The sequence below is a fragment of the Nonomuraea turcica genome (assembly GCF_030718205.1).
Taxonomy (GTDB): Bacteria; Actinomycetota; Actinomycetes; order Streptosporangiales; family Streptosporangiaceae; genus Nonomuraea.
The window spans coordinates 1-23,322 of sequence record NZ_JAUZQF010000033.1 but is presented as its reverse complement, the minus strand read 5'-3'; the positions used below and the strand labels follow the sequence as shown (position 1 = coordinate 23,322).

22 protein-coding genes are annotated in these 23,322 nt (G+C 69.3%); 9 read left to right on the top strand and 13 right to left on the bottom strand.

Features of this window, described 5'->3' with window-relative positions:
* The 4 genes from pflA to exaC all read left to right on the top strand — a co-directional run bounded on the left by pflA (position 1) and on the right by exaC (position 4,339).
* Positions 1-726, top strand: a complete 726-nt coding sequence (gene pflA / locus Q9G87_RS51655) for a pyruvate formate-lyase-activating protein (RefSeq protein ID WP_305924058.1) — start codon at positions 1-3, stop codon at positions 724-726.
* Between the two features lie 154 nt (positions 727-880).
* A complete protein-coding gene (locus Q9G87_RS51650) occupies positions 881-1,291 on the top strand; it encodes a pyridoxamine 5'-phosphate oxidase family protein (RefSeq protein WP_305924057.1) in 411 nt (136 codons plus the stop codon).
* Between the two features lie 240 nt (positions 1,292-1,531).
* On the top strand, positions 1,532-2,737 hold the full coding sequence (locus tag Q9G87_RS51645; RefSeq protein WP_305924056.1) for a GAF domain-containing protein: 1,206 nt from the start codon (positions 1,532-1,534) through the stop codon (positions 2,735-2,737).
* A gap of 84 nt (positions 2,738-2,821) precedes the next feature.
* The gene (gene exaC / locus Q9G87_RS51640) at positions 2,822-4,339 is read left to right on the top strand and encodes an acetaldehyde dehydrogenase ExaC (protein WP_305924055.1); all 1,518 of its coding nucleotides are present in this window, start codon (positions 2,822-2,824) and stop codon (positions 4,337-4,339) included.
* 108 nt (positions 4,340-4,447) lie between these two features.
* Here exaC and Q9G87_RS51635 read toward each other — a convergent pair whose 3' ends face one another.
* Positions 4,448-5,068, bottom strand: a complete 621-nt coding sequence (locus tag Q9G87_RS51635) for a vitamin K epoxide reductase family protein (RefSeq protein WP_305924054.1) — start codon at positions 5,066-5,068, stop codon at positions 4,448-4,450.
* Positions 5,065-5,823 carry a DsbA family protein gene (locus Q9G87_RS51630; RefSeq protein WP_305924053.1) on the bottom strand — a complete coding sequence of 253 codons (759 nt, stop codon included), beginning with the start codon at positions 5,821-5,823 and terminating at the stop codon, positions 5,065-5,067. Before Q9G87_RS51630 ends, Q9G87_RS51635 begins: the two co-directional genes overlap by 4 nt.
* 408 nt (positions 5,824-6,231) lie before the next feature.
* Here Q9G87_RS51630 and Q9G87_RS51625 point away from each other — a divergent pair, with 408 nt between their 5' ends.
* Complete coding sequence (locus Q9G87_RS51625; protein WP_305924052.1) at positions 6,232-6,588, top strand: hypothetical protein; 357 nt, start codon at positions 6,232-6,234, stop codon at positions 6,586-6,588.
* Positions 6,589-6,679: 91 nt separating this feature from the next.
* Here Q9G87_RS51625 and Q9G87_RS51620 read toward each other — a convergent pair whose 3' ends face one another.
* Genes Q9G87_RS51620 through Q9G87_RS51595 form a run of 6 tightly spaced genes read right to left on the bottom strand, consistent with a single transcriptional unit; the run spans position 6,680 to position 14,738 of the window.
* The gene (locus Q9G87_RS51620; RefSeq protein ID WP_305924137.1) at positions 6,680-7,642 is read right to left on the bottom strand and encodes an Acg family FMN-binding oxidoreductase; all 963 of its coding nucleotides are present in this window, start codon (positions 7,640-7,642) and stop codon (positions 6,680-6,682) included.
* Between the two features lie 2 nt (positions 7,643-7,644).
* A complete protein-coding gene (locus Q9G87_RS51615; protein WP_305924051.1) occupies positions 7,645-8,136 on the bottom strand; it encodes a hypothetical protein in 492 nt (163 codons plus the stop codon).
* Between the two features lie 35 nt (positions 8,137-8,171).
* The gene (gene narI / locus Q9G87_RS51610) at positions 8,172-8,855 is read right to left on the bottom strand and encodes a respiratory nitrate reductase subunit gamma (RefSeq protein WP_305924050.1); all 684 of its coding nucleotides are present in this window, start codon (positions 8,853-8,855) and stop codon (positions 8,172-8,174) included.
* A complete protein-coding gene (narJ, locus tag Q9G87_RS51605; protein WP_305924049.1) occupies positions 8,852-9,565 on the bottom strand; it encodes a nitrate reductase molybdenum cofactor assembly chaperone in 714 nt (237 codons plus the stop codon). The genes narI and narJ overlap by 4 nt, the downstream gene beginning before the upstream one ends.
* The gene (gene narH / locus Q9G87_RS51600; protein WP_305924048.1) at positions 9,562-11,112 is read right to left on the bottom strand and encodes a nitrate reductase subunit beta; all 1,551 of its coding nucleotides are present in this window, start codon (positions 11,110-11,112) and stop codon (positions 9,562-9,564) included. Before narH ends, narJ begins: the two co-directional genes overlap by 4 nt.
* On the bottom strand, positions 11,112-14,738 hold the full coding sequence (locus Q9G87_RS51595) for a nitrate reductase subunit alpha (protein WP_305924136.1): 3,627 nt from the start codon (positions 14,736-14,738) through the stop codon (positions 11,112-11,114). The genes narH and Q9G87_RS51595 overlap by 1 nt, the downstream gene beginning before the upstream one ends.
* Positions 14,739-14,968: 230 nt before the next feature.
* Here Q9G87_RS51595 and Q9G87_RS51590 point away from each other — a divergent pair, with 230 nt between their 5' ends.
* Positions 14,969-15,610: a response regulator gene (locus tag Q9G87_RS51590; RefSeq protein WP_305924047.1), complete on the top strand. Its 642-nt coding sequence runs from the start codon at positions 14,969-14,971 to the stop codon at positions 15,608-15,610.
* 64 nt (positions 15,611-15,674) lie between these two features.
* Here the strand turns inward: Q9G87_RS51590 and Q9G87_RS51585 are convergent, their stop codons facing one another.
* On the bottom strand, positions 15,675-16,277 hold the full coding sequence (locus Q9G87_RS51585) for a hypothetical protein (RefSeq protein WP_305924046.1): 603 nt from the start codon (positions 16,275-16,277) through the stop codon (positions 15,675-15,677).
* 252 nt (positions 16,278-16,529) lie between these two features.
* Here Q9G87_RS51585 and Q9G87_RS51580 point away from each other — a divergent pair, with 252 nt between their 5' ends.
* Positions 16,530-16,967 (top strand): pyridoxamine 5'-phosphate oxidase family protein, encoded by a 438-nt coding sequence (locus Q9G87_RS51580; RefSeq protein ID WP_305924045.1) that lies wholly within the window; start codon positions 16,530-16,532, stop codon positions 16,965-16,967.
* On the opposite strand, the gene Q9G87_RS51575 is transcribed toward Q9G87_RS51580, so the two are convergent.
* Both Q9G87_RS51575 and Q9G87_RS51570 read right to left on the bottom strand, forming a co-directional pair.
* The gene (locus Q9G87_RS51575; protein ID WP_305924044.1) at positions 16,886-17,782 is read right to left on the bottom strand and encodes a YncE family protein; all 897 of its coding nucleotides are present in this window, start codon (positions 17,780-17,782) and stop codon (positions 16,886-16,888) included. The two genes, Q9G87_RS51580 and Q9G87_RS51575, sit on opposite strands and share 82 nt — an antisense overlap.
* A gap of 1,189 nt (positions 17,783-18,971) precedes the next feature.
* Positions 18,972-20,249 carry a serine hydrolase domain-containing protein gene (locus Q9G87_RS51570; protein WP_305924043.1) on the bottom strand — a complete coding sequence of 426 codons (1,278 nt, stop codon included), beginning with the start codon at positions 20,247-20,249 and terminating at the stop codon, positions 18,972-18,974.
* Positions 20,250-20,334: 85 nt separating this feature from the next.
* On the opposite strand from Q9G87_RS51570, the gene Q9G87_RS51565 reads away from it, so the two are divergent.
* Positions 20,335-20,463 (top strand): hypothetical protein, encoded by a 129-nt coding sequence (locus tag Q9G87_RS51565; RefSeq protein ID WP_305924042.1) that lies wholly within the window; start codon positions 20,335-20,337, stop codon positions 20,461-20,463.
* 4 nt (positions 20,464-20,467) lie between these two features.
* Here Q9G87_RS51565 and Q9G87_RS51560 read toward each other — a convergent pair whose 3' ends face one another.
* Both Q9G87_RS51560 and Q9G87_RS51555 read right to left on the bottom strand, forming a co-directional pair.
* On the bottom strand, positions 20,468-21,682 hold the full coding sequence (locus tag Q9G87_RS51560; RefSeq protein WP_305924041.1) for an alpha/beta hydrolase: 1,215 nt from the start codon (positions 21,680-21,682) through the stop codon (positions 20,468-20,470).
* Between the two features lie 92 nt (positions 21,683-21,774).
* On the bottom strand, positions 21,775-22,143 hold the full coding sequence (locus tag Q9G87_RS51555) for a VOC family protein (protein ID WP_305924040.1): 369 nt from the start codon (positions 22,141-22,143) through the stop codon (positions 21,775-21,777).
* An 89-nt stretch (positions 22,144-22,232) separates the two neighbouring features.
* Between Q9G87_RS51555 and Q9G87_RS51550 the strand changes: the two genes are divergently transcribed.
* Positions 22,233-23,117, top strand: coding sequence for a LysR family transcriptional regulator (locus tag Q9G87_RS51550; protein WP_305924039.1), 885 nt, complete (start codon positions 22,233-22,235; stop codon positions 23,115-23,117).
* Positions 23,118-23,322: the final 205 nt, after the last annotated feature.

Here is a 23,322-nt window from a genome sequence, read left to right as displayed (position 1 = left end):
ATGAACGGCGTCATCAGCTCCTGGGACCTGTCGATCGGGGTGGACGGCCCCGGCACCCGCTTCGTGGTCTTCACGTGCGGGTGCCCGCTGCGCTGCCAGTACTGCCAGAACCCGGAAACCTGGCGCATGCGCGACGGCCGCCAGGTCACCGCCGACGAGGTGATGGCCGAGATCGACACGTACCGGCGCTTCATCGCCGTCTCCGGCGGCGGGGTGACAATCAGCGGCGGCGAGCCACTGCTCCAGCCCCGCTTCACCGCCGAGTTGCTGCGCCGCTGTCACAACAGCGGCCTGCACACCGCCCTGGACACCTCTGGACTCCTCGGCGCCCGAGCCACCGACGCCATGCTGGCCGACACCGACCTGGTGCTGCTCGACATCAAGTCGTACGACCCGGCCACTTACCGCCGGGTCACCGGCGGCCCCGTGCAGCCGACCCTGCGCTTCGCGCGGCGGCTCGCCGAGCTCGGCAGGCCCACGTGGGTGCGGTTCGTGCTGGTCCCCGGGCTCACGGACGCCATCGAGAACGTGGACCGGCTGGCCCGATTCGTCGCCGGTCTCGGCAACGTCGAACGGGTCGACGTCCTGCCGTTCCACCGCATGGCCACCGCGAAGTACCAGCGCCTCGGCGTGCGCTTCCCGCTGGCCGACGTGGCGCCGCCCGACGACGCGCTCCTGGATCGCGTCCGCGCCCAGTTCCGCGACCAAGGGCTCATCGCCATCTAGATCCTTGGGGTCGATGGTCTTGCAAAGCGACCCCAAGCGATCAGCAAGACGGCTTGTCGGACGGTCTACGGTCACCGCGACCAAGGGCGATCGGCGGCCGTCCCGGGACTTTCGTCCCTAACCTGTCAGACAGGGGCGCTGGCAGGCCGGCGATATGAAACTCGACTCGGCCGGCCTGCAGGTGCTGAGCCACGAGGAGTGCATGCGCCTGCTGCCCTCACGCCCGATCGGGCGAATCGTCTTCACCGACCGCGCCCTGCCGGCCGTGCAGCCGGTCAACTTCTGCATGGACGGGGAGGACATCGTCATCCGCGCAGCGGCCGGTTCCAAGCTGGCCGCCGCCACCCGCCGTGCGGTCGTGGCCTTCGAGGTCGACGACTTCGACCCGGGAGAGCGTAACGGCTGGTCGGTCACCATCGTCGGGTATGCCCGTGTCGCCGACGACCCTGCGGAGATCGCCCGGCTGGAAGAATTGCGGCTGACGCCGTGGGCACGCGGCCGCGACCACTTCATCGTCATCACGACGGTTGAGGCCACCGGTCGGCGCATTCAGCAGCCCACCTGACCATCCAGATCAGGCAAGCAGCCCCCCAGATGTTGGTTCAGGTGGCACATCAGGCGGGTCCGCCCGCCGCAGGGCCGCCAGGTCGGGACAATTTAGTCTTTAGTCGTCAATCCGGCTGGGCCGTCACGGGCCGGGGACTTTCGTCCCTGGCGCGAGAAGGGCGCGTCCCTCATGCTGGAACGACATCAGCCGAAGGGCTCAAGGGAGCGCGGCCCATGAGCACGTATTCGAGGATTGGGCATGGATCGGCACGGCACGCTGCGTGAGCGCCGTGACCGGCTGCATCGCCACTGGGCGGGGTGGGTCGCGGGCGATCGGGCGAACAAGCAGGTTAGCCTGCGCGAGGAGATCATCGCGTCGTGGCGGCGGTCGATCCGGTGGGTGCCTCCCGAACGCGACTGCGCACCCGTCGACGCCGCCGCCGACGACCGGTGGTCCTGTTCGCCACTGCGCGAGCCTGTACGGGCCATCTCGGATGAGTTGCGGACGATCGCCGAGGACGGCGGGTTCATCGCCGCGATCACCGACGAGTCTGGCACGATCCTGTGGACGTGTGGCGGACGGGTCATGCGCCGCCGCGCCGAGACGGTGAACTTCGCGCCCGGCGGATGCTGGGACGAGCCGGCGATGGGCACCAACGCGCTGTCCCTGGCGCTGCGGCACGGGCAGCCGGCCACCGTGTTCTCGGCCGAGCACCTGGTGCAGGCCCTGCACGGCTGGGTCTGCTACTGCGCCCCGATCAAGGCGCCGGACGGGCGGGTGCTGGGCGTCTTGGACCTGTCCAGCACCTGGGACCGGTCCCATCCTCTAGCCATGCCCGCGCTGACCAATCTGGTCACCGGCATCGAGCAGCGGCTCGCCGAGCGTCTGAGGCCTGGCCGGCCGGGTCTGTTCCTGCGCTGCCTGGGGGACGCGCAGTTGCTGCGCGACGGCGCCCCGGTACGGCTGCGGCCCCGCCAGTTGGAGATCCTCACTCTGCTGACGCTTGACGGGCACGCGATGTCCCCCGAGCGGTTGCGCGATGGGCTCTACGGCGAGCGGCATGTCACTGCGGCCACGCTGAAGGCGGAGGTGTCCCATCTCAGGAGCGCGCTGCTCGGGGCGCTGTCGACCAGGCGGTACGAGCTCACCGAGCCGATCGCGTGCGATGCGGCAGAGGTCCTCGCGCTGCTGGCGTCCGGGCGGGGCGAGCAGGCCGTCGACGTCTACAGCGGCCCACTGCTGCCGTCGTCCGACGCGCCCGGCATCCGGATGTGGCGGGAGCACATCGAGGTCGCGGTGCGCGAGGCGGCGCTCCGGTCCAGGCGGCCGGAGCCGGTGCTCAGGTACGGCGAGTCGCACCCGTACGACCTGGAGGTCCATGAGCGAGCCCTGGCCCTGCTGCCCGCCGGCGATGCGCGCCGCGGGGTAGCGCTGGCCCGCTCCCGAAGCGCCCTGGGCGACTGAGCGGCGATCCTCCCGCCAACCTTTCGCCAACCTCACCTCTTCACCGTGGGCTTTGTTAGCACCGTGTGAAGGAGAGACGACACCATGGCATACGCACCCCCAGGCTCCGAGGGCAGCATCGTCACCTACGCCAAGCAGTACGAGAACTTCATCGGCGGGGCGTGGGTACCCCCGGTGGGTGGCGAGTACCTCGATGACCTCAGCCCGATCAACGGACAGGTCTTCACCCAGGTCCCGCGTTCCACCGCCGCCGACGTCGAGCTGGCCCTGGACGCGGCGCACGCCGCCGCCGACCGATGGGGACGCACCTCCCCGGCCGAGCGGGCGAACATCCTCAACAAGATCGCCGACCGCATCGAGGCCGACCTGGTGCGGCTCGCTGTCGCCGAGACCTGGGAGAACGGCAAGCCGGTACGGGAGACCTTGGCCGCGGACCTGCCGCTGGCGGTCGACCACTTCCGGTACTTCGCCGGCGTGCTGCGCGCCCAGGAGGGCGGCGTCAGCCAGCTCGACGACGACACCGTCGCCTACCACTTCCACGAGCCACTCGGCGTAGTGGCGCAGATCATCCCGTGGAACTTCCCCATCCTGATGGCCGCCTGGAAGCTCGCCCCTGCACTGGCGGCCGGCAACTGCGTGATCCTCAAGCCGGCCGAGCAGACCCCGGCCAGCATCCTGCTGGTGATGGAGCTGATCGCCGACCTGCTCCCGCCCGGCGTCCTCAACATCGTCAACGGCCTGGGCCCCGAGGCGGGCAAACCACTGGCCGCCAGCCCGCGCGTGGCCAAGGTGGCCTTCACCGGAGAGACCACCACCGGCAGGCTAATCATGCAATACGCCGCCCAGAACATCATCCCGGTCACCCTGGAACTCGGCGGCAAGAGCGCCAACATCTTCCTGCCCGACATCCAGTCGGCGGACGACGACTTCCTGGACAAGGCCGTCGAGGGATTCGTGATGTTCGCCCTCAACCAGGGCGAGGTCTGCACGTGCCCGTCCCGGGCGCTGATCCACTCCTCCATCTACGACGAGTTCATCAGCCGGGCCCTTGCCCGCACCGCGGCCATCGTCGGCGGCGACCCGCTCGACCCCGCCACGATGATCGGCGCCCAGGCGAGCAACGACCAGTACAACAAGATCCTCTCCTACATCGACATCGGCCGCAACGAGGGCGCCGAGCTGCTGACCGGCGGCGGCGCCCGTACGATTCCCGGTCTGGAAGGTGGCTACTACATCCAGCCGACCGTGTTCCGCGGCACCAACGACATGCGCATCTTCCAGGAGGAGATCTTCGGCCCGGTGGTCTCGGTGACCACGTTCGACTCCGAGGACGAGGCCCTGAAGATCGCCAACGACACCCGGTACGGGCTCGGAGCCGGCCTGTGGACCCGCGACATCAACGCCGCCTATCGGCTCGGCCGCGGGATCAAGGCCGGTCGGGTTTGGACCAACTGCTATCACGCCTACCCGGCGCACGCCGCCTTCGGCGGCTACAAGGAGTCCGGCATCGGCCGCGAGAACCACCGCGCCATGCTCGACCATTACCAGCAGACCAAGAACCTGCTGGTGAGCTACTCGCCGAAGAAGCTCGGCTTCTTCTGACAAGCACCGCCGACGGGCCGTACCCGCCCCCAAGCCAGGCGGGTACGACCCCTGCGCGTGCAGGGGGTTGGCGAGCCTGGCCGGGCGCGTCCTGACCGTGAAATGACGTTAGCCGAACAGCGTCCAGCCGTACTTGAGCACGACGGCCAGGACCATGACCAGGATCCAGATCGTGACGGCCATCGCGTCCAGGTCGGAGTCGATAGCCCGGGTCAGCGCCGTCTGTACTCGCCGGGGCAGGAACAGGTTGCCGTCGCGAACGTTCACGTGCGTCAGGGTCGACCACACCAGCGTCGTGGACACAGTTACCAGCAGGCACCACGGGCACAATGCGCCGATCACGTACATGGACTGGGAGAACAGCCAGTACGCGAAGATCAGGCCGAGCGTGTAGACCACCTGCGCGGCGAACATGAACCAGCGCGGGAACCGCACCCGGCCCAGGCCGGCCATCGCGATCGTGATCACGACCGGCTCGGCCACCAGCCCCAGGAAGGCGTTCGGGAAGCCGAACAGGTGCGCCTGCCAGGAGCTGCCGACCGTTCCGCAGCTGACGACGCTGTTGATGTTGCAGGACAGGTCCGCGCCCGGGTCGGCCGCCAGGCGCACCGCGTCGATCGACAGCACGAAGGACGCGGTCAGGCTCAGGCACGCCGAGAACAGCATGGTTCCGAAGATCCAGGCGTTGGAGTGGCGGAGCGCGTGCAGGCGAGGCAAGACCGTGCTCACTGCTGGCCCTTCGCTGCGGTCACTGCTGTGGTCAGCGGGCCGGCGGTGTAGAGGTCGCCCTCGAACACCTTGCCGTTGATCTTCACGGTCGGCGTGCCCGAGATCCCCGTGTCGAAAGCGGCCTGCGTCGAGGTCGCGATCCACGGCTCGAAGCTGCGGCTGGTGAAGGCGTTCACCACGTGCGCCGGGACCCCGGCATTACGGGCCAGCGTGGCAATCTCCTCGTCGGACAGGCCGCGGCTGCCCTCCTCGGGCTGATTGGCGAACAGCGCCGCGCTGAGCGCCAGAACCTTGCCGGGTGCCCGGTCGGCGACGGTTGCGACGGCGTTGGCCGCCCGCGTGGAGTACTTCGCGCCGCTGGACGCCTTGTCCAGGAACGACAGCGGGTACAGCTCCAGCCGCACCGTTCCGTCGGCCACCATCCGGTCCAGCTCGCCGCTATTGGCCGGCTCGAAGCGCCCGCAGTACGGGCACATGTAGTCGAGGTAGACCTCAAGCTTCACCGGCGCGACCGCGTTGCCCAGGGCCAGCGCCCCGCCCGCCGTCGCGATCGCCGGGGCCTTGCCGCCCTGAGCGGCCGGGGAGCTGCCGGTACCCGCCGCGTTGATCAAGCTGATCACGATGGCGACCAGCAGGCCCACGATGATCAAGCCGCCGCCGGCGGCGATCAGGCGGGTGCGCTTCTGCCTGCGCCGCTCGGCGGCAGCCCGGGCGATGCGTAGCTCGCGGGACTTGATGCGTGCCTCGGTGCTCATGGTCTCGTTTCCTTGCTGGACGAAAGATCGAACGCCACGCGACCAACGCGTCGTCACCATTCCTGACCGGCTCTCGGCCCTGGCCGGATGCCTCTCGCTGACGCTCGCCGTCCAGCTTGGAGCAGACCGCCGCACCCACACCCGGGCCGAAAGTCCCAACCCTGTGGACCTTGGTCCTGTATCGGACGTCTCACCCAGCCGTGGCCCCTCGGCCAGGCCCAGGCATACGCCCCTGCGGACGTGCCCCGCGGCAGGAAGCGCTGGTCTAATAGGACTGCGAGTGCTACGCAATGCGCAGGAGCACTCGCTTTCCGGGTTGTTGTACCGGGTGCCGCGCCTCGCGCTCGCTCACCCTGTCAGCACAGCGGGGGGCATCGTGGTCCCCCTTTACCCGAAATGAGGCCCGCTGTGGCACAGCTCGACATCACCAACCTGCACTGCTTCAAGACCCGCGATGGCATCACGAACCTGGACGAGATCGACGTCTACCTCGCCCTCGACGGCGGGTCCGAGGAGCACGTGTCCGGCCCGCATCACCTGAACAAGTCCAGGAACAACGAGACCGTCTCGCTCGCCATCCACAAGGAGTTCAGTACGCGGGCCGTGGTCCGGCTCAGGGAGCGCAACGGCGGCCGCGGCGGCGAAAACGATCTCGACCTCGGGACCGAAGAATTCGGCCCGGCCGTCCAGGCGGCCCGTGACATTTCATTCAGCGGCAACAACGGACGGGTGGTCTACACCGCGCAGATCGGCGTCTCAGCCTGATCCTGGCAGAGAGTCACCGCCGCCCCGGCCGCCACTGGCGGTCGGGGCGGCTAGTAGTGCTGACCACAGCACAGGGACCAGGCACCTACTCTTACCGCCGGGTGTTGAAGACCTCGTGGAGGGGGCGGCGTGGCACGGCGGGAACCGGCGGACCGTACCCCAGCCGCAGCAGCATCTGCAGATGCCCGAGTGTCCCCGTGGGCTCGCCGCGGCGCCCATTGTCTGGTAGATCCAGAGGCTGGCTGAACAATGACGCCGACACCCCGTGGGCGGTGGCGGTGAGCAGCACCCGCTGCAGCGCCTGTCCGGCGACCAGCCAGTCGCGCGGGCTGTCCCCACCGGTGAACAGGGCGGCAATCTGCCGGGTTCTTTCGAACCTTGCCGCCTCCCGGCTCGCCCCGAGCCCGAAGTCGCGCAAGGGCAGTTCGGTGCCGTCGGGGCGAGGGCCGAAGGCGCGGCGAGGGACGCCTTCCGCGTCGGGGGCGTCTCTCGCCCAGGGGGACAGCTCGCAGCGGTAGGCCTCATCGCGGGAGAGCGCCCGCTCTGCGGCGGCGACCATGTCGAGGACCGTGCGTGCCGCCCGGCCGTCCAGCATGACAAGGGTGGCGCCCTCGTGGCGGGCCGCGACGACCAGGTCAACGACGGTCTCGTGCGGCAGGAGCCGGCCGTCGAAGGGGAAGCGGTTGGTGCGCCGGTGCGGGATCACGGCATGCAGCCGCTGCTCGTTCGGTGACGGCGGCTCCCCTGGGACGGCGCGCACGACGGCGAGGAGATCGGGCGCGCCGCGCGGAGCGGGCAACGGCAGGACACGAGCCTCGTACCCGGTCATTCGGATGGCCAGCCTCATGTTGAACAGCGCCGCCCCGCAGCTCAAGCCGAGGCAGCGCCCGAGGGGATCAGTGACGTGCAGTTGCCGACGGAGGTCAGCGTAGACGGTCATGCTGTCCCTCAGGTGGTGGAACAGCCACGGCTGGGTGTTGTGCACGGAGGGCGCGGCGACCGCGGCCTCGACGATCCGGCGTACGCCGGCGGGCGTGGCGAAGGGCTGGACCATCGTCACGTGTCAAGGGCGAGCGTGGTGCTCGTGGCGAGGAGAGCGGCGCCGGTGATGGTCAGCAGTGGGCCGAGGCCGATGACCAGGGTGGTGAGCTGCCAGGCCTGGTAGGCGTTCAGCAGGGAGGCGCGCAGCATCTGGCCGGTGAAGGCGGTTTGCCGCAGCCCTTCCAGCTTCTCGTCGTCGCCGCCTGCGGCGTGCAGCTCGGCGCTGATCTCGCCGTAGGTCCGGCCGCCCGTCGCCGTCAGCACGTTGTTCCCGATCACTTGGGCGAAGGCGCGGGCCTGCGGGCCGGTCAGGACCGGCTTGCCCTCGTGGGTGGCGAGTTCGGCAGGCAGTCCCTTGCCGGGGAAGCTGATCGCCTGCCTGCGCAGCTCCCCCTGGATCTCGGCGCGCGCCTTCCTCCCCTGGGCGGCCATCACCGGGCCCGCGGCCACCATCGCGGCGCCGGCGGCGCCCAAAAGCATCACCGCCGCCGCTCGGACAACGCTCATTTCTTGCTCCTTGCCGTGATAACGATGAATGCCGGTCATCGGTGCGCGGGAAGGCGCCGCCGGTAGACGACGTAGGGCCGCCATAGGTACGCGATGGGTGCCGACCAGACGTGGACGAGCCTGGTGAACGGCCAGATCGCGGCCAGCAGCCAGGCCGACATGGCGTGCAGCTGGAAGATCAGCGGCACGTCGGCCATCAGGTTCGGGTCGGGGCGGAAGGACAGCACGCCACGGAACCAGACGGCGATGGTGGCGCGGTAGTCGTAGCCGCCGCCGAGCGGGTTCTTGCCGACGGTCGCGGTCATGCCGAGCAGGATCACGACGGCCAGGACGGCGAACAGGACTTTGTCGGCGCGGGTGGTGGTGCGGCGTACCCGCGGGCTGGTGAAGCGGCGGGCCAGCAGCAGCGCGAGCCCCGCGATCACCATCAGCCCGGCGACGGTTCCGGCGCTTACCGACACCAGGTGATAGAGATGCTCGTCGACGCCCACCGTCTCGGTCCATGACTTGGGGACGAGCAGGCCGAGCACGTGGCCGCCGATGGCGGCGAACGCGCCGAGGTGGAACAGCGGTGAGCCGAGCCGCAGCAGTCTGCTCTCCAGCACCTGCGTGGTGCGGGTGGTCCAGCCGAACTGGTCGACGCGCCAGCGCCAGACGTGACCGACGACGAAGATCGTCAGAGCAATATAGGGGACGACGCCCCAGAGCGCGACGCTCACGGTCTTACCTCCAATTCGGTGAGCGGCGGACCGTATGGGGCCAGCCCAACCTCCTCGGCGGGCGGACCCGCCAACGCGAGGTCGGCGACGGCGGCGTGCTCGGCCGCGGATAGATCGGGCAGCTCGGCGCAGAGCGCGTCGAGGACGAGGAAGTAGGGCGAGCCGCCCTCGTGCAGAGCCGTGCGGATGAGCTCCAGGCCCTTGCGGTGCTGACGCAGCGGCGCCTCGCCCGTGGCCGGGCCCGCCAGGGCGGCGAACTCGCAGACCACCGGCAGGAAGTCGGGCAGCTCGCCCTCGGGCGGGGTGAGCCCGGCCACGCGGTAACGCTGCTTGAGCGTCAGCAGGGCCATGCCGCGGCGGCGAGTGTCGCCGTGCAGGTAGTAGGTGAGGTAGAGGCTGGACTTACGGCGCAGGTCGAACGTCTCGACGTAGGCGCGGGCCAGCGCCATCGGCTCGGTGTCGCGGAACCACGTGAGGAACCGCGTCAGCGACTCGCGTGCCGCCGACTCCGGCAGGCCGCTCACCGCCTCGGTCAGCTCGTCGCGGGCGGCGATCAGGCCGGCGTCCGGGTACTGCAGAAGGATGGAGACCAGCCGGAGCAGCACCGCACGGTGCTCGGGCGCTGTGTGCCCGTCGCGGATGCGCGCGGTGTGCTGGGACTGGACGGGCGGGGCGGCGGCCGCCCGCCGGGGCCAGGACAGGAGCTTCACGCCGTGCCTCCCTTGCCGACGAAGAGCTTCAGCGCCATGCGGCCGTCGCTGCGGCGGCCGGTGAGGCCGGTCGGGTGGAACTCGCTCATGCCGGGGCCTCCGTCGCCGTCGAGGCTGCATCCGTCCACCTGGGCGGACAGGGCGGCGGCGTCCTCGCGGTGGGCGGCGGGCACGACGTAGCGCTCGTCGTACTTGGCGATGGCCAGCAGCCGGTACATGTCCTCCATGTCGGAGGCCGTCATCCCGGCCGACTCCAGCAGGTCCGTGGCGACGGTGCCGTCGATGGTGCGGGCCCGCATGTAGGCGCGCATCGCCGACAGCTTCATCAGCACTCCCGCCACGACCTCGGTGTCCCCGGCCGTGAACAGGCTGGCCAGGTAGTCGAGGGGGATGCGCAGGTCGGTGATGGCGTGGAAGATGTTGTCGGGGTCGTCGGCGTCGGCGCCCGCGCCGGTCACGGCGTCGAGTACGGGTGACAGCGGCGGGATATACCAGACCATGGGCAGGGTGCGGTACTCGGGGTGCAGCGGCAGCGCGACCCGGTAACGCATGGCCAGCCGGTAGATCGGCGAGCGCTGCGCCGCCTGGATCCAGTCCTCGCTGATCCCGCCTGCGCGGGCCGCCTCGACCACCTGGGGATGGGACGGGTCGAGGAAGACCTTGCGCTGCGCCTCCAGCAGGTCGCGTGGATCGGCGACACGGGCCGCGTCCAGCACGGCGTCGGCGTCGTACAGGATGAGGCCGATGTAGCGCAGCCGGCCGACGCAGGTCTCGGCGCACACGGTCGGCTGGCCCGCCTCGATCCGCGGGAAGCAGAACGTGCACTTCTCGGCCTTGCCGGTCTTGTGGTTGACGTACACCTTCTTGTACGGGCACGAGGACACGCACATGCGCCAGCCGCGGCAGCGGTCCTGGTCGACCAGGACGATGCCGTCCTCTTCGCGCTTGTACATGGCGCCGGACGGGCAGGCGGCGACGCACGCCGGGTTGAGGCAGTGCTCGCAGATGCGTGGCAGGTGGAACATGAAGGTCTTGTCGAACTCCATCTTCACCTTCTCCGCCATGGCCGCCAGGTTGGGGTCGGCCGGGGCGTGCTCGGGGGCGCCGCCGAGATCGTCCTCCCAGTTCGCGCCCCACGTGATGGCCATGTCGCGCCCGGTGATGGCGGATTTGGGGCGGATGACCGGGGTGTGCGGACCGGCGGGGGCGTTGATGAGGGTGTCGTAGTCGTAGGTCGCCGGCTCGTAGTAGTGGTCCAGGCCGGGCAGGTCGGGGTTGGAGAACAGGTTGAGCAGGCGCTTGACGCGGCCGCCGGCGCGGAGCTTGAGCCGGCCGCGCCGGTCCAGCATCCAGCCGCCGTGCCAGCGGTCCTGGTCCTCGTAGCGCTTGGGGTAGCCGACGCCGGGCTTGGTCTCGACGTTGTTGAACCAGACGTACTCGACGCCGTCCCGGTTGGTCCAGGTCTGCTTGCAGGTGACCGAGCAGGTGTGGCAGCCGATGCACTTGTCCAGGTTCATGACCATGGCGACCTGTGCCATGACGCGCATCAGTAATCGACCTCCTGGGTGCGGCGGCGGATCACGGTGATCTCGTCACGCTGGTTGCCGGTCGGCCCGTAGTAGTTGAAGGCGTAGGTGAACTGCGCGTACCCGCCGATGAGGTGGCTGGGCTTGAGCAGCAGCCGGGTCAGGGAGTTGTGCACGCCGCCGCGCCGCCCCGACTTCTCCGTCAGTGGGACGTTCACGTTGCGGTCCTTGGCGTGGTACATGTACACGGTCCCGGCGGGCATGCGGTGCGAGACCACCGCCCGGGCCACGACCACGCCGTTGCGGTTGTATGCCTCGATCCAGTCGTTGTCGGCCACCCCGATCTTCGCGGCGTCCTCGACGCTCACCCAGATCGTGGGACCGCCGCGCGACAGGGCCAGCATGTAGGCGTTGTCCTGGTATTCAGAGTGGATGGACCACTTCGAATGCGGGGTCAGGTAGCGCACGGTCACCTCGGCCCCGTCCTGCCCGTCGCCCTGTTCGCCGTAGTGGCGGCGCATGTTGAGCGGCGGCCGGTAGGCGGGCAACTGCTCCCCCAGCTCGATGATCCAGTCGTGGTCGAGGAAGAAATGCTGGCGGCCGGTCAGCGTGTGCCAGGGCTTGTCCCGCTCGACGTTGATGACGAAGGCGGAGTAGCGGCGTCCGCCGGTCTCCGACCCCGACCACTCCGGTGAGGTGATCACCGGTTGCGGCCTGGATTGCGTGTCGGCGAACGTGATGCGCTTGCCCTCGTGCTCGGCAGCCAGGTCGGCGAGCCGGGTGCCGGTGCGCTTCTCCAAGGTCTCGAAGCCCTGCGTGGACAGGCGGCCGTTGGTGGTGCCGGACAGCGCGAGGATGGCCTCACACATCCGATCGGCCGACTCCAGCGAGATGCGGCCTTCGGGGGTGACGCCGTTCTGGCTGCGCAGATACTCCAGCTCCGGCGCGACCCGGTAGGTGATGCCCTTGGTGGTCAGGCCCAGGTCGGCGAACAGCGGGCCGATGCCGCGCACACGCTCGCCGATGGCGGCGTAGTCACGCTCGATCGTGATGATCTTCGGCATGGTCTTACCGGGGATCGGCTCGCACTCGCCGTACTTCCAGTCGCGTACCCGGCCGCCGGGCTGGGCCAGCTCGTCGGGGGTGTCGTGGGTGAGCGGGATCGCCAGCACGTCCGTGCGCTTGCCCAGGTGGCGAGCGGCCAGCTCGGAGAACTTGTCGGCCAGGCCGAGGAAGACGTCGTAGTCGGGACGGGTCTGCCAGGGCGGGGCGATGGCCGGGTTGAAGGCGTGCACGAACGGGTGCATGTCGGTCGAGGACAGGTCGTGCTTCTCGTACCAGGTGGCGGCCGGCAGCACGACGTCGGCGAAGAGCGCTGTGGACGTCATCCGGAAGTCGATCGTGGTCAGCAGGTCGAGCTTGCCTTCGGCGGCCTCCTCGCGCCAGGTCACCTCGACCGGGTGGACGCCTTCGGTGTTGCGCATCTCGGCGTCAGTGCCGAGCAGGTGGCGCAGGAAGTACTCGTTGCCCTTGCCGGAGGAGCCGAGCAGGTTGGCCCGCCACACGGTCAGCACCCGTGGGTAGTTGGCGGGGTCGCCCGGGTCTTCGGCGGCGAACCGCAGCCGGCCGGCTGTGAGCTCGTTCACCACATGCTCAGCGGCGGGGATGCCCTTGGCGGCGGCCTCGTCGGCGAGCGTGAGCGGGTTGCGGTTGAACGTCGGGTGCGACGGCAGCCAGCCCAGCCGCGCCGCCTGGGCGTTGCAGTCGGCGAACGACCGCCCCTTGAACAGGCCCTCCCCCAGCGGACTCGCCAGTTCATCGGCCCGGATCTGCTCGTAGCGCCACTGGTCGGTGGCCAGATACCAGAACGCGGTACCGGCCATGTGCCGGGTCGGCCGCTGCCAGTCGAAGGCGAAGGCCAGGTGCTGGAACCCGGTGATCGGGCGGACCTTCTCCTGACCCACATAGTGGCCCCAGCCGCCGCCGTTGACGCCCTGGCAGCCGGTCAGCAGCACCAGCGTCAGGAACGCGCGGTAGATCTGGTCGGAGTGGAACCAGTGGTTCGTGCCCGCCCCCATCGCGATCATCGACCGGCCCTCGGTGCGCTCGGCGTTACGGGCGAACTCGCGACCGATCCTGGCGATCGTCGCCGCCGGCACCGACGTGATCTCCTCGGCCCAGGCAGGCGTGTACGGCTGCGAGGCGTCCTCGTAACCCGCCGGCCACTCGCCGGGCAGATCGCCGCGGGAGACCCCGTACTGCGCCATGAGCAGGTCGAACACCGTCGTGACCAGCCTGCCGCCCACTTCGGTCACCGGCACACCGCGCCGCATCACGCAGCCGCCCTCGGTGGCACCCTCGTCGAAACGCGGCAGGTCGACCTCCACCGCGCGATCCGACCGGTCGAGCAGCGTCAGCGTGGGGGTCGCACCGTGCAGGTCCAGGTTCCAGCGGCCCTCACCCTCCTGGCCCCACCGGAAGCCGAGCGAGCCGTTCGGCACCTCCGGCTCACCCGTCTCCTCGTCCAGGAAGACGGTCTTGAACTCGGCGTTCTCGCTCTGCTCGCCCAGGTCCGCGGCGGTCAGGAAGCGGCGCGGCACGTACGCGTCGTCGCGCGGCTCCAACGTCACCAGGAACGGCAAGTCGGTATATTTCCGCACATAGTCGGTGAAGTACGGGACCTGGCGGTCGCGGAAGAACTCCGTCAGCGTCACGTGGCCCATCGCCATGGCCAGTGCGCCGTCCGTGCCCGGGTGCGGGGCCAGCCAGTCGTCGGCGAACTTGACGTTGTCGGCGTAGTCCGGGCTGACCGCCACCACCTTGGTGCCCTGGTAGCGCGCCTCGGTCATGAAATGGGCGTCCGGCGTCCGGGTGACCGGGATGTTGGAGCCCCACATGATCAGGTAGCGGGAGTTCCACCAGTCCGCCGCCTCCGGCACATCCGTCTGATCGCCCCACACCTGCGGCGAGGCGATCGGAAGGTCCGCATACCAGTCGTAGAACGACAACAACGTGCCACCGATCATCGACAGGAACCGCGTCCCGGCCGCGAACGACGCCATCGACATCGCCGGAATCGGCGAGAACCCCACCACCCGGTCAGGGCCGTACTCCTTGACCGTGTGCACATGGGCCGCGGCCATCAGCTCGAGGACCTCGTCCCAGCTGGAGCGCACGAACCCGCCCTTGCCACGGGCGCGCTTGTACGTCCTGGCCCGGTAGGGGTCGCCGGTCAGCTCCGCCCACGCCAGCACCGGATCCCCCAGCCTGGCCTTGGCCTCCCGCCACATCTCCAGCAGCACCCCGCGCACGTACGGGTACCGCACCCGCGACGGCGAGTAGGTATACCAGGAGAACGACGCACCCCGCGGGCAACCGCGCGGCTCGTACTCCGGCGACTCCGGCCCCACCGACGGATAGTCGGTCGCCTGGTGCTCCCACGTGATCAGCCCGTCCTTGACGAACACCTGCCACGAGCACGACCCCGTGCAGTTCACGCCATGCGTCGAGCGCACCACCTTGTCGTGCGCCCACCGGTCCCGGTAGAAGCGGTCCCAAGCGCTGGGGTCGATCTGGTGCAGGGTGCGACCGTCGGCCGACACCTCTGCCTTGGTGAAGAACTTCCGGGCGGCCAGCAGCGGCCCCATGCCGGGAATCGCGTCGATATCAGTCACAACATCTTCCTTGCCACAGCGGTCCAGCGGACATGGCTCAAGGCTCGTGCCCGCCGCACTTTCTCCGACAGGGACCAAAGTCCCTTGTCACGGGCCCGATAGGCCCACGATCAACCGACGGCCTGCCAACGGTCTGCCCGTCGAGCTGGGCTGAGGACCTTGGTCCCTATGGCTGCGTGGCCAGACCGGATAGCGTCGAAGGCATGATTCGTGTGTTTCTCCTCGACGATCATGAGGTCGTACGACGGGGCGTGGCCGCCCTGCTGGAGGCCGAGGACGACATTGAGGTGATCGGGGAGGCAGGAACCGCGGAGTCGGCCATCGCCCGCATCCCGGCGTTGCGCCCCGATGTCGCGGTGCTGGACGTGCGACTGCCGGACGGCAACGGCGTGGACGTGTGCCGCGAGGTGCGCTCCCGGCTGCCCGGGCTGGCCTGCCTCATGCTGACCTCCTTCGCCGACGACGACGCGCTGTTCGACGCGGTGATGGCCGGCGCCTCCGGGTATGTGCTCAAGCAGATCCACGGCTCCGACCTGGTCGGCGCGGTCCGCACGGTCGCCGCCGGAGAATCGCTGCTGGACCCGCAAACCACCGCCGCCATGCTGCAGCGACTGCGCGACCAAGCCTCCAGGCAGGACCCGCTGGCCGCGTTGTCGGAGCAGGAGCGGCACATCCTCGACCTGATCGGCGAGGGCCTGACCAACCGGCAGATCGGCGAGCGGCTGTTCCTGGCGGAGAAGACCGTCAAGAATTACGTGTCCAACCTGCTGGCCAAGCTCAACATGCAGCGCCGCACGCAGGCCGCCGCGCTGGCCGCGCGCCTGCGGGCTGATCGGCGGGATTGACGGGACTTTCGGTCTGGGGCACCTCGCGCGTGCGGTGCGTACCCATCGTTCGGCGAGCAAACCGTCAGGGCGCGAATCCGAGCGCGGCGGTCACGCGATCCACCACGTCTGGCCACGGGCGCGCGGAGACGACCGGAACACCCAGTTCGCGGGCCTGTCCGGCCAGCCAGTCGCCGTATAGGCGGCTCACCCGGGCCCGCGTGTGCTGCTCGCCCGCGTCCGGCTCGCGCCGCCAGTAGTTGTCCACCAGTTGCCGCTCGTCCGGCTCGTGCAGGAAGACCGCGCGAACCCGGTCGGCCGCGGCCGTACCGGCGAAACTCCCCGCAACGGCCAGCGCCGGCAGCAGGTAGTCACCCTCGATGAGAACCGGGGTGCCGGTGTTCAGATGGTTGGCGATGACCGCGGCCACGGCCGGCGTGAGGGCCTGAGCCGCGGCTATCTGCAGCTCGACGATCTTCTCGGGAGGCAGCGTGTGGGCCTCGGGATGGGTCTGCCAGTAGTGCAGCAGCGGCGCCTGGTCGGGCGTGGTCATCGCCTGCAGCGCCTCGACGAGGTCGTCCACCTCGACGATCGGGATGCCGAGGAGGCGTGCCAATGGATAGGAGATCTGGGTCTTGCCGACGCCGGAGGCGCCGCCGAGGAGGATGATCGACTTGTACAGAGACACAGGGGCGCCACCGCCTTTCGTGTGGATCTTCGCCTGTCACGGGGAGCCGGGGCAAGGCCCGCATGCGGCTGCCTTGGCCTGAAGGGCCACCGCCCGGCGTGGGCGGGGAGCAGAGGGTACGGCCAGCCCTACTCGGGTGCGCCGTGGCTAGGGAGCAGGTCAGCCAGCGCGCCCGCCCATGAGCCGTTCTGCAGGAACGATGGGACTTTCGTCCCTACCGCGGAAGGGGCGAAAGCGGGAATGTTGAGAGGTATGCAGCTCGACTCGTCAGGACTTCAGGTGCTCTCCCGCGAGGAGTGTCTCACCCTGCTGTCCACCACACCGATCGGGCGCATCGTGTTCACCGATCGCGCCCTGCCGGCCGTGCAACCGGTCAACTTCCATCTCGACGGCCTGTTCATCGTGATCCGCACCTCGATCGGATCGAAGCTGGCCGCCGCCACCCGCCGGGCCGTGGTGGCCTTCGAGGCCGACGAGTTCGACCCCGATCTGCGCACGGGCTGGTCGGTCACCGCGGTGGGACACGCCCGCGCCGTGACCGACCCCGCCGAGATCAATCGGCTGGCCGCGCTCCCCCTGACCACGTGGGCGCCCGGCAGCCGAGACCACTACATCGTGGTCGAGGCCGAGCAGGTCTCCGGCCGCCGCATCGTCGGCCCGCGACTCAACGGAGCAGCTCCACAGCAGTGACGCAGGCAGCCACTTGGGTGCCCGGCGGGCCGCAACCCGCCGAGCACACTGCTTGACCGTGTCGTCAGCTGGGTCATTCCGTTCCTGTCGTGTCGTGTCGTGTCGTGTCGTGTCGTGTCGTGGTCGTGCGGTCTGTCCGTGTGTGCTGGACGGGATGTGGCCGGGGGAAGCGTCACCTGCATGCAGGCGGCGGCAGGCATGGTGGGCGGGCGGGTGGCGAAGCTGATCCCGTTCGGCTCGTCGCCCACCTCAACGGTGGCGATGGCCTTGCGGGCACGCAGGTCGAGGACGGAGACGGTGCCGTCGTAGACGTTCGTCACCCAGGCCCGGCGGCCGGTGGGATCGACGACCAGGCCGTGCGGGCCCGAGCCGGTGGCGATCTGGCCGGTGACCGTCATGCTCTCGGTGTCGATGAGGGAGATCGAGGTGCCCGGCTTCTCCTCGGTCCCCTGGTCGGCCGACAGGAGCGTCCGCCCATGCGGTGTGAGGTACGCCTGTGCGGGCGCGGCCGGCACTGCGGTGCGTGCGACGATCTTGGCGGTCCGCAGGTCGATCTTCACCACGCCGGCGGGCCGGGAGACGGTGGCGTAGGCGTAGCGGCCGTTGCAGGAGATCGCCACCTGCACAGGTGGGCCGCCCACAGGCACGGCGGCGGTCTTGGCGTCGGTCCGGGTGTCGATGACGTCGACCGTTTCGGCCTCCATGTTGGCTACGACCAGGGAGTTGCCGTCCGGGGTCGGCCGGGCGCCGTGTGGGCCGCCGCCGACGCGAATCACCTTCGCCGACGCCAGATCGCGCGGCTGGTATGCCGACACCGTGCCGTCGCCGTAGTTGGTGACCGTTCCAAGCGGACCACGCGCGCCTGTTGGCCCAGGTTGAACTGATCGGGACGGCCAAGGTCCGAGCTGCTAATGCGGTTTGGGTTTACCGCCCATCCGGGGTTCAAATCCCCGATCCTCCGCAGGCGGAAGGCCCTCTCCCCGATCGGGGAGAGGGCCTTTTTGATCTCTGTGGGTATCAGGGTTGCAGTTGCCCATCAGGGCGTGCCGCAGAGGGCCTCGTCCATGCGGTTGCTGGCCCTTCATCTGGAGCGTGGCCACGTGGGTGGTGCGCGGCGGCGCGGCGCGCCGCCGGCCCTCCGCCCGCCCGCCGTCCGGGCATGCGGCCTCGGGCGGTCCCGGACGGCGGCGGGACGCCGGCCCGATGCCCCGCCCGGGACACGGGGCCGGGCATCGTACCCCTGCCCCGCCGTACCGACCGAACGCGCCGGTCCGGGGTTGCCCCGCCGCCGCACGAATGCAGCCTTTGCGATCGCCACGGCGTGGCCGGCCGCCATACGTGCTTTGGGGGGCGATCGATGATCCAGGGTTTGTTCCTCACCCTGGATCATCGAGTAACGTGGCTGATCGTCGAGCTTGACCCCTGAACCGGCGGGTTGCAGGTGACGAAGGCATGGGCAGGAGACGCCACGTCGCCAGAGGCGTTCCTAGCGGCTACCGGATCTGGGACAACAGGGCGCGACGCGTGGGGTGACCTCTACGAGTTATGCCCCGACGATCTGCTCGACGAGCTGAACGGCACGCGTGACTACGACAAATCACGGTCCTCCTCAAACGTTACCGAGCCATGAAGCGGTGGGCGGTGCTCCGCTCCAGGTGAAGGTTCTGCCAGATGGCGCCGTTCATACGCCATCCCATGCCTTCCGCTGTACCAAGGACCATTGAGAGGGGCCTGTAGTCGTCGTCCATGTTGCCGGTCGGAAGCTGACCGTTGGGGGCCCGCCGCACCGCAGCACGGTGCCGAGAAGGCCAGTGAGGTCATCGTCCACGTGGGCGAGAAGCTCGTCATCAAAGACACTTGAAGACGCTTCCCGCCAGTTGCCGAACGTGCCCATCCGGAGATCCTCGGTGACTTGGAATCGATCAGGTACGTGTAACCCATCCATGGGGGCTGCGGGTCCCGCAGAGTGGTCAGGCTTCGGTCGGGCTGTTTGAGGTGTCGTGTTCAATTGATTGCCTGGTAGGCGGTGGTCCAGAAGTCGCGGTGCAGGCGTGGTGTGTGGGCCGAGTCCATCGCACTTTGGGTCAGCAGGATGCCTGTGAGGCCTTCGGCGGGGTCGGCGTAGGCGGTGGTGCCCAGTCCGCCGTCCCAGCCGAACTGGCCCGGTGAGGCCAGGTCGCGGCGGTGGGTGCGGACCGCCATGCCGAAGCCGTACCCGCCTTGCCGGCCGAAGTGGTCGCCGAACGCGTCCTTCTCGACCTTCTGGCCCGGCGTCAGGTGGTCCATCGTCATGAGCTCGACCGAGGCGCGGGACAGGATCCGCTCGCCAGCCAGGGCGCCCTTGTTGAGCAGCATCCGGTAGAAGGCGTGGTAGTCGTCCACGGTCGACACCAGCCCGTCGCCGCCGGCCTGGAACACCGGCGGCGTGCTGTACTTCCCGCCGGCGGCCTCGTCCCACACCACCAGTTCACCGGTCTCGGGATGGTGCGCGTAGCTGGTGGGCAGCCGGTGGATCCGGTCGGCGGGCACGTGGAAGCCGGTGTCCTTCATGCCGAGCGGGGCGAACAGCCGCTCGCGCAGGAACTCCTCCAGCGACTGCCCGCTCACTCTGGCGACGAGCACGCTGAGCACGTCGGAGCCGACGTGGTACTGCCACAGCTCGCCGGGCTGATGCATCAGCGGCAGCGTGCCGAGCCGCCGGATCCACTCCTGGGGCCCGAAGCCGGGTGAGGTGGTGTCCAGGCCGAGTTCGCGGATGGCGGTCTGGATGGGGTAGGTGTCCGGTGCCGCCAGCACGACGCCGAACCCGAAGGTGAAGGTCAGCAGGTCGCGTACGGTGATCGGGCGGGCCGCGGGCACCGTCTCGTCCAGCGGGGCGTCGATCCGGGCGAGCACCCGGCGGTTGGCCAGCTCGGGCAGCCACTCGTCGACCGGGTCGTCCAGCCGCAGTCGGCACTCCTCGACGAGGATCATCACCCCGGCCGCCGTGACCGGCTTGGTCAGCGACGCCATCCGGAAGATCGTGTCCCGTCGCATCGGCTCGGCGCCGCCCGCGTGCATCGTGCCCATCGCCTCGACGTGCGTGTCGTCGCCCCGGCTGACCAGCGCGACCAGGCCGGGGACCGCGCCGGAGGCGACATGGCCGCTCAGCACGTCGCGCATCCGGCGCAGGCCCGCCTCGGACAGTCCGGCGCGCTGGTGCTCTTCCAACCGCCCATGAGTCTCCCAAGCGCCTTTGCTGTCCCAGGTGCCCTTCATGTCCCAGCTGGTGACCTTCGACATGGCCCAACATCCCTTCGCGTTTGCCGTTCTCGTTATGCGCACACCGTGTCCGTATCGAAACGCTGTGCGCGAATGGTGTTGTCCGGTGGCTCTACGGCTGGTCTCCGCGGAGCTGCGTTGCGTCCCGATAGGCCCTGGCCACGGCCGCGATCGCGGCGGCCGCGTGGAGGTGTCTTCCGAGCTCGGCAACCCGGCGGCCGCCGAGCCGGCCTGACACCTCAGCCCTTGATCACGCGTTCCTGAAGGAACCGCTGGACATGGGGGCGCATGATCTGCGATCCCCAGGTGCCCCACTGGCCGGTGAAGTTGTGCTCGGCCCAGGGGATGGTCACGGCGGTGGCGGGAACGCCCACGGCGTCGAGCCGGGCGGCCAGGTCGGCGGCCTGGGTTGCGGGGATCATGTGGTCGCGGTCGCCCTGGACGAGCAGGGTCGGCGGGAGGCCGGGCCGGACGTGCGCGGCTGGGGAGGAGGCCTCGTAGCGGTCGCGGTGGGTGTCAATGTTGCCGCCGAGGTAGTCGCTCGCGACGGTGGCCGCCATGCCGGGCAGGCCGTTCTCGTCGAGCAGGCGGGGCAAATCGGTCGGCGCATACCAGCCCATGACGGACTTCACCGGCACTTCGGGCACCTGGCAGGAGGGCGGGAACCGAGCGTCGTCGACGGTGTAGGCGGCGATCATGGAGAGTTGGCCACCGGCGGAGTCTCCGGCGATCGAGACATTGGACGGCGCGATGCCGTACTTGCCGGCCTTGGCGCGGATCCAGCCGAGCGCGCACTTGACGTCTCCCACCGCGTCCTGCCAGCGCGGCGGCGGGGCCAGGCGGTAGTCGATGGAGAAGACGGCGATGCCCTGGTCGGCCATCCAGCGCAGCCAGGGTGCGCTGTCGGCGCGGGTGCCGGAGTTCCATGAGCCGCCGTGGACGTAGAGCAGCGCGGGCTTGCTCGCGGCGAGCGCGCGCGGCCGGTAAACGTCGATGTTGAGGTCCTGGCCGTCGACCGTGGTGTACGTCTCGGTCGAGGTGGGGGTCGCCGCGGCCGGTGAGGCAAAGTAGTCCGACCAGGAGACCTCCGCGGTACGGGCGGCCGCCGCCCAGGGCACGACGACCATGAGCACTGCCAGCAGCCCGGCCAGCACGCCGGCGCCGAACAGGGCACGGCGACCGGACCGCCACGCCATCACCGCCGTCACGGCGGCGCCGAGCACACAGACCAGCAGGAACCCGGTCAGCCAGGGCACGAACAGCGCGGTCACGCCCAGCACGTCCTGCACCGGAGCGATGGGCAGGCGCGGCGCGAAGAACGCCACCCCTAAGACGACAACCAGCACGCACATGGCCCAGGCCGACACGCGGCCGGCCCGCCGCCACAGGAGCTTCTTCCTGGGCTCGCCCGCGTCACGCGGGAGGGCGGTCGTAGGGCTGGCGGTCACTGTCATGTTTCCTCCTCAAAAGATGCGTACACCGTACTCATAGCGGAACAATGTACTCACATGGACGTCAAGAACCCGAGAGAACGCGGGATGCCCGCTCAGGCGCCCGCGGGCGGCACCCATTCCACGAGCTGGACCACGATGCCGTTGGGATCGGTGAGCTGGAACAGCCGCTCCGCCCACGGCTCCTCGCGCAGCGGCATGCTGATGGGAGCCCTCTCCCGCAAAAGCCTCTCGTACTCGGCGGCGACGTCGGTGACGGTGAGGGTCACCACGACCCCGGTCACGGGCCGCTCTCCTGCACCCCGCAGTCGCAGCACGACGTCACTGGTGGCGTCAGGGCGGACGAGACAGGCGTGAGCCTCACCCACCACCGACTCGTGAAATCCCAGGTAGCCGGTGAAGAAGTTGCTGGACGCCGCTACGTCGTCGACGTTCAGCGTCACCGCGGAAGCGATGATGTTCACGGCATCAGCGTGCCGGGATTCCGCCCGGGCGGACAACGCCGGATCCAGTACCGTGCCTTAACCTCTCACTAAACAACGAACGGGGCCGCGTGGAACTGCGTGACATCGAGATCTTCCTGACCCTTGCCGAAGAGCTGCACTTCGGCCGCACGGCGGAGCGGCTGCACGTGACGCCGGCCCGGGTGAGCCAGGCGATCAAGAAGCAGGAGCGCCGCATCGGCGCCGCCCTGTTCGAACGCGACAACCGCCGCGTCGCGCTGACCCCCATCGGGCAGCAGCTCTTCCAGGATCTCCTGCCGATGTACCGCGGGCTGCGCGACGGCATCGAACGCGCCGCCCTGACCGCCCGCGGGACAACGAACACGCTGGTCCTGGGCATGGTCAATGAGAATCCCCAGGACCTGCGCCCGCTGTTCGACTCTTTCAAGAGCCGCCGCCCCGGATGCGACCTCCAGCTCCGCTACGCCGGCTTCGCCGATCCCTTCAGGCTGCTGCGCTCCGGGGACATCGACCTGCTGATCGCCTGGTTACCGGTCAAGGAGCCCGACCTCACCGTGGGCCCCGTCGTCTACACCGAACCAGTCGTGCTCGTGGTGGGCCCCGGCCACCGGCTGGCCGGCCGGGAATCGGTGTCGTACGAAGACCTCGGGGACGAGATCGTCTTCGGCGGAGCCAAGCCGGACTACTGGCGCAACTGGCTGGTCCCCACCCACACCCCCAGCGGGCGCCTCATCCGGGTCGGACCCATTGTCGCCAACTCCGCCGAAATGATCCCCCTCGTCGCGAACGGTGAGGCCGTCTCACCGTGTTTCGCACACTCCATCCGCTACTACGCCCGGCCTGACCACATCTACGTGCCCATCCGCGACGCTCCCCTGGCCCACTGGGCGCTCATCTGGCGCACCGCCACCGAGACCAGCCTGATCCGGGACTTCGCCAAGGCCGCCCGCGACCTCGGCATCATCGCCCTTTGAACCCGAACGCGTACCGGACCTGACACGCGGCAGCATTACGGTGCCAGTTCGCTTGTCAGCCGCATGTGGAACAGCCGTTTAGCTTGTTCTTTATCCTCCGGATTGTTGTAGGGCTGCGAGAGTGCGGCCGCGTTTGACGGTCTTGCCAACGTCGTAGCGGGGTGCGGGCCGGCGATTGGGGATCCCGGGTGGACGTCCTGGGCCG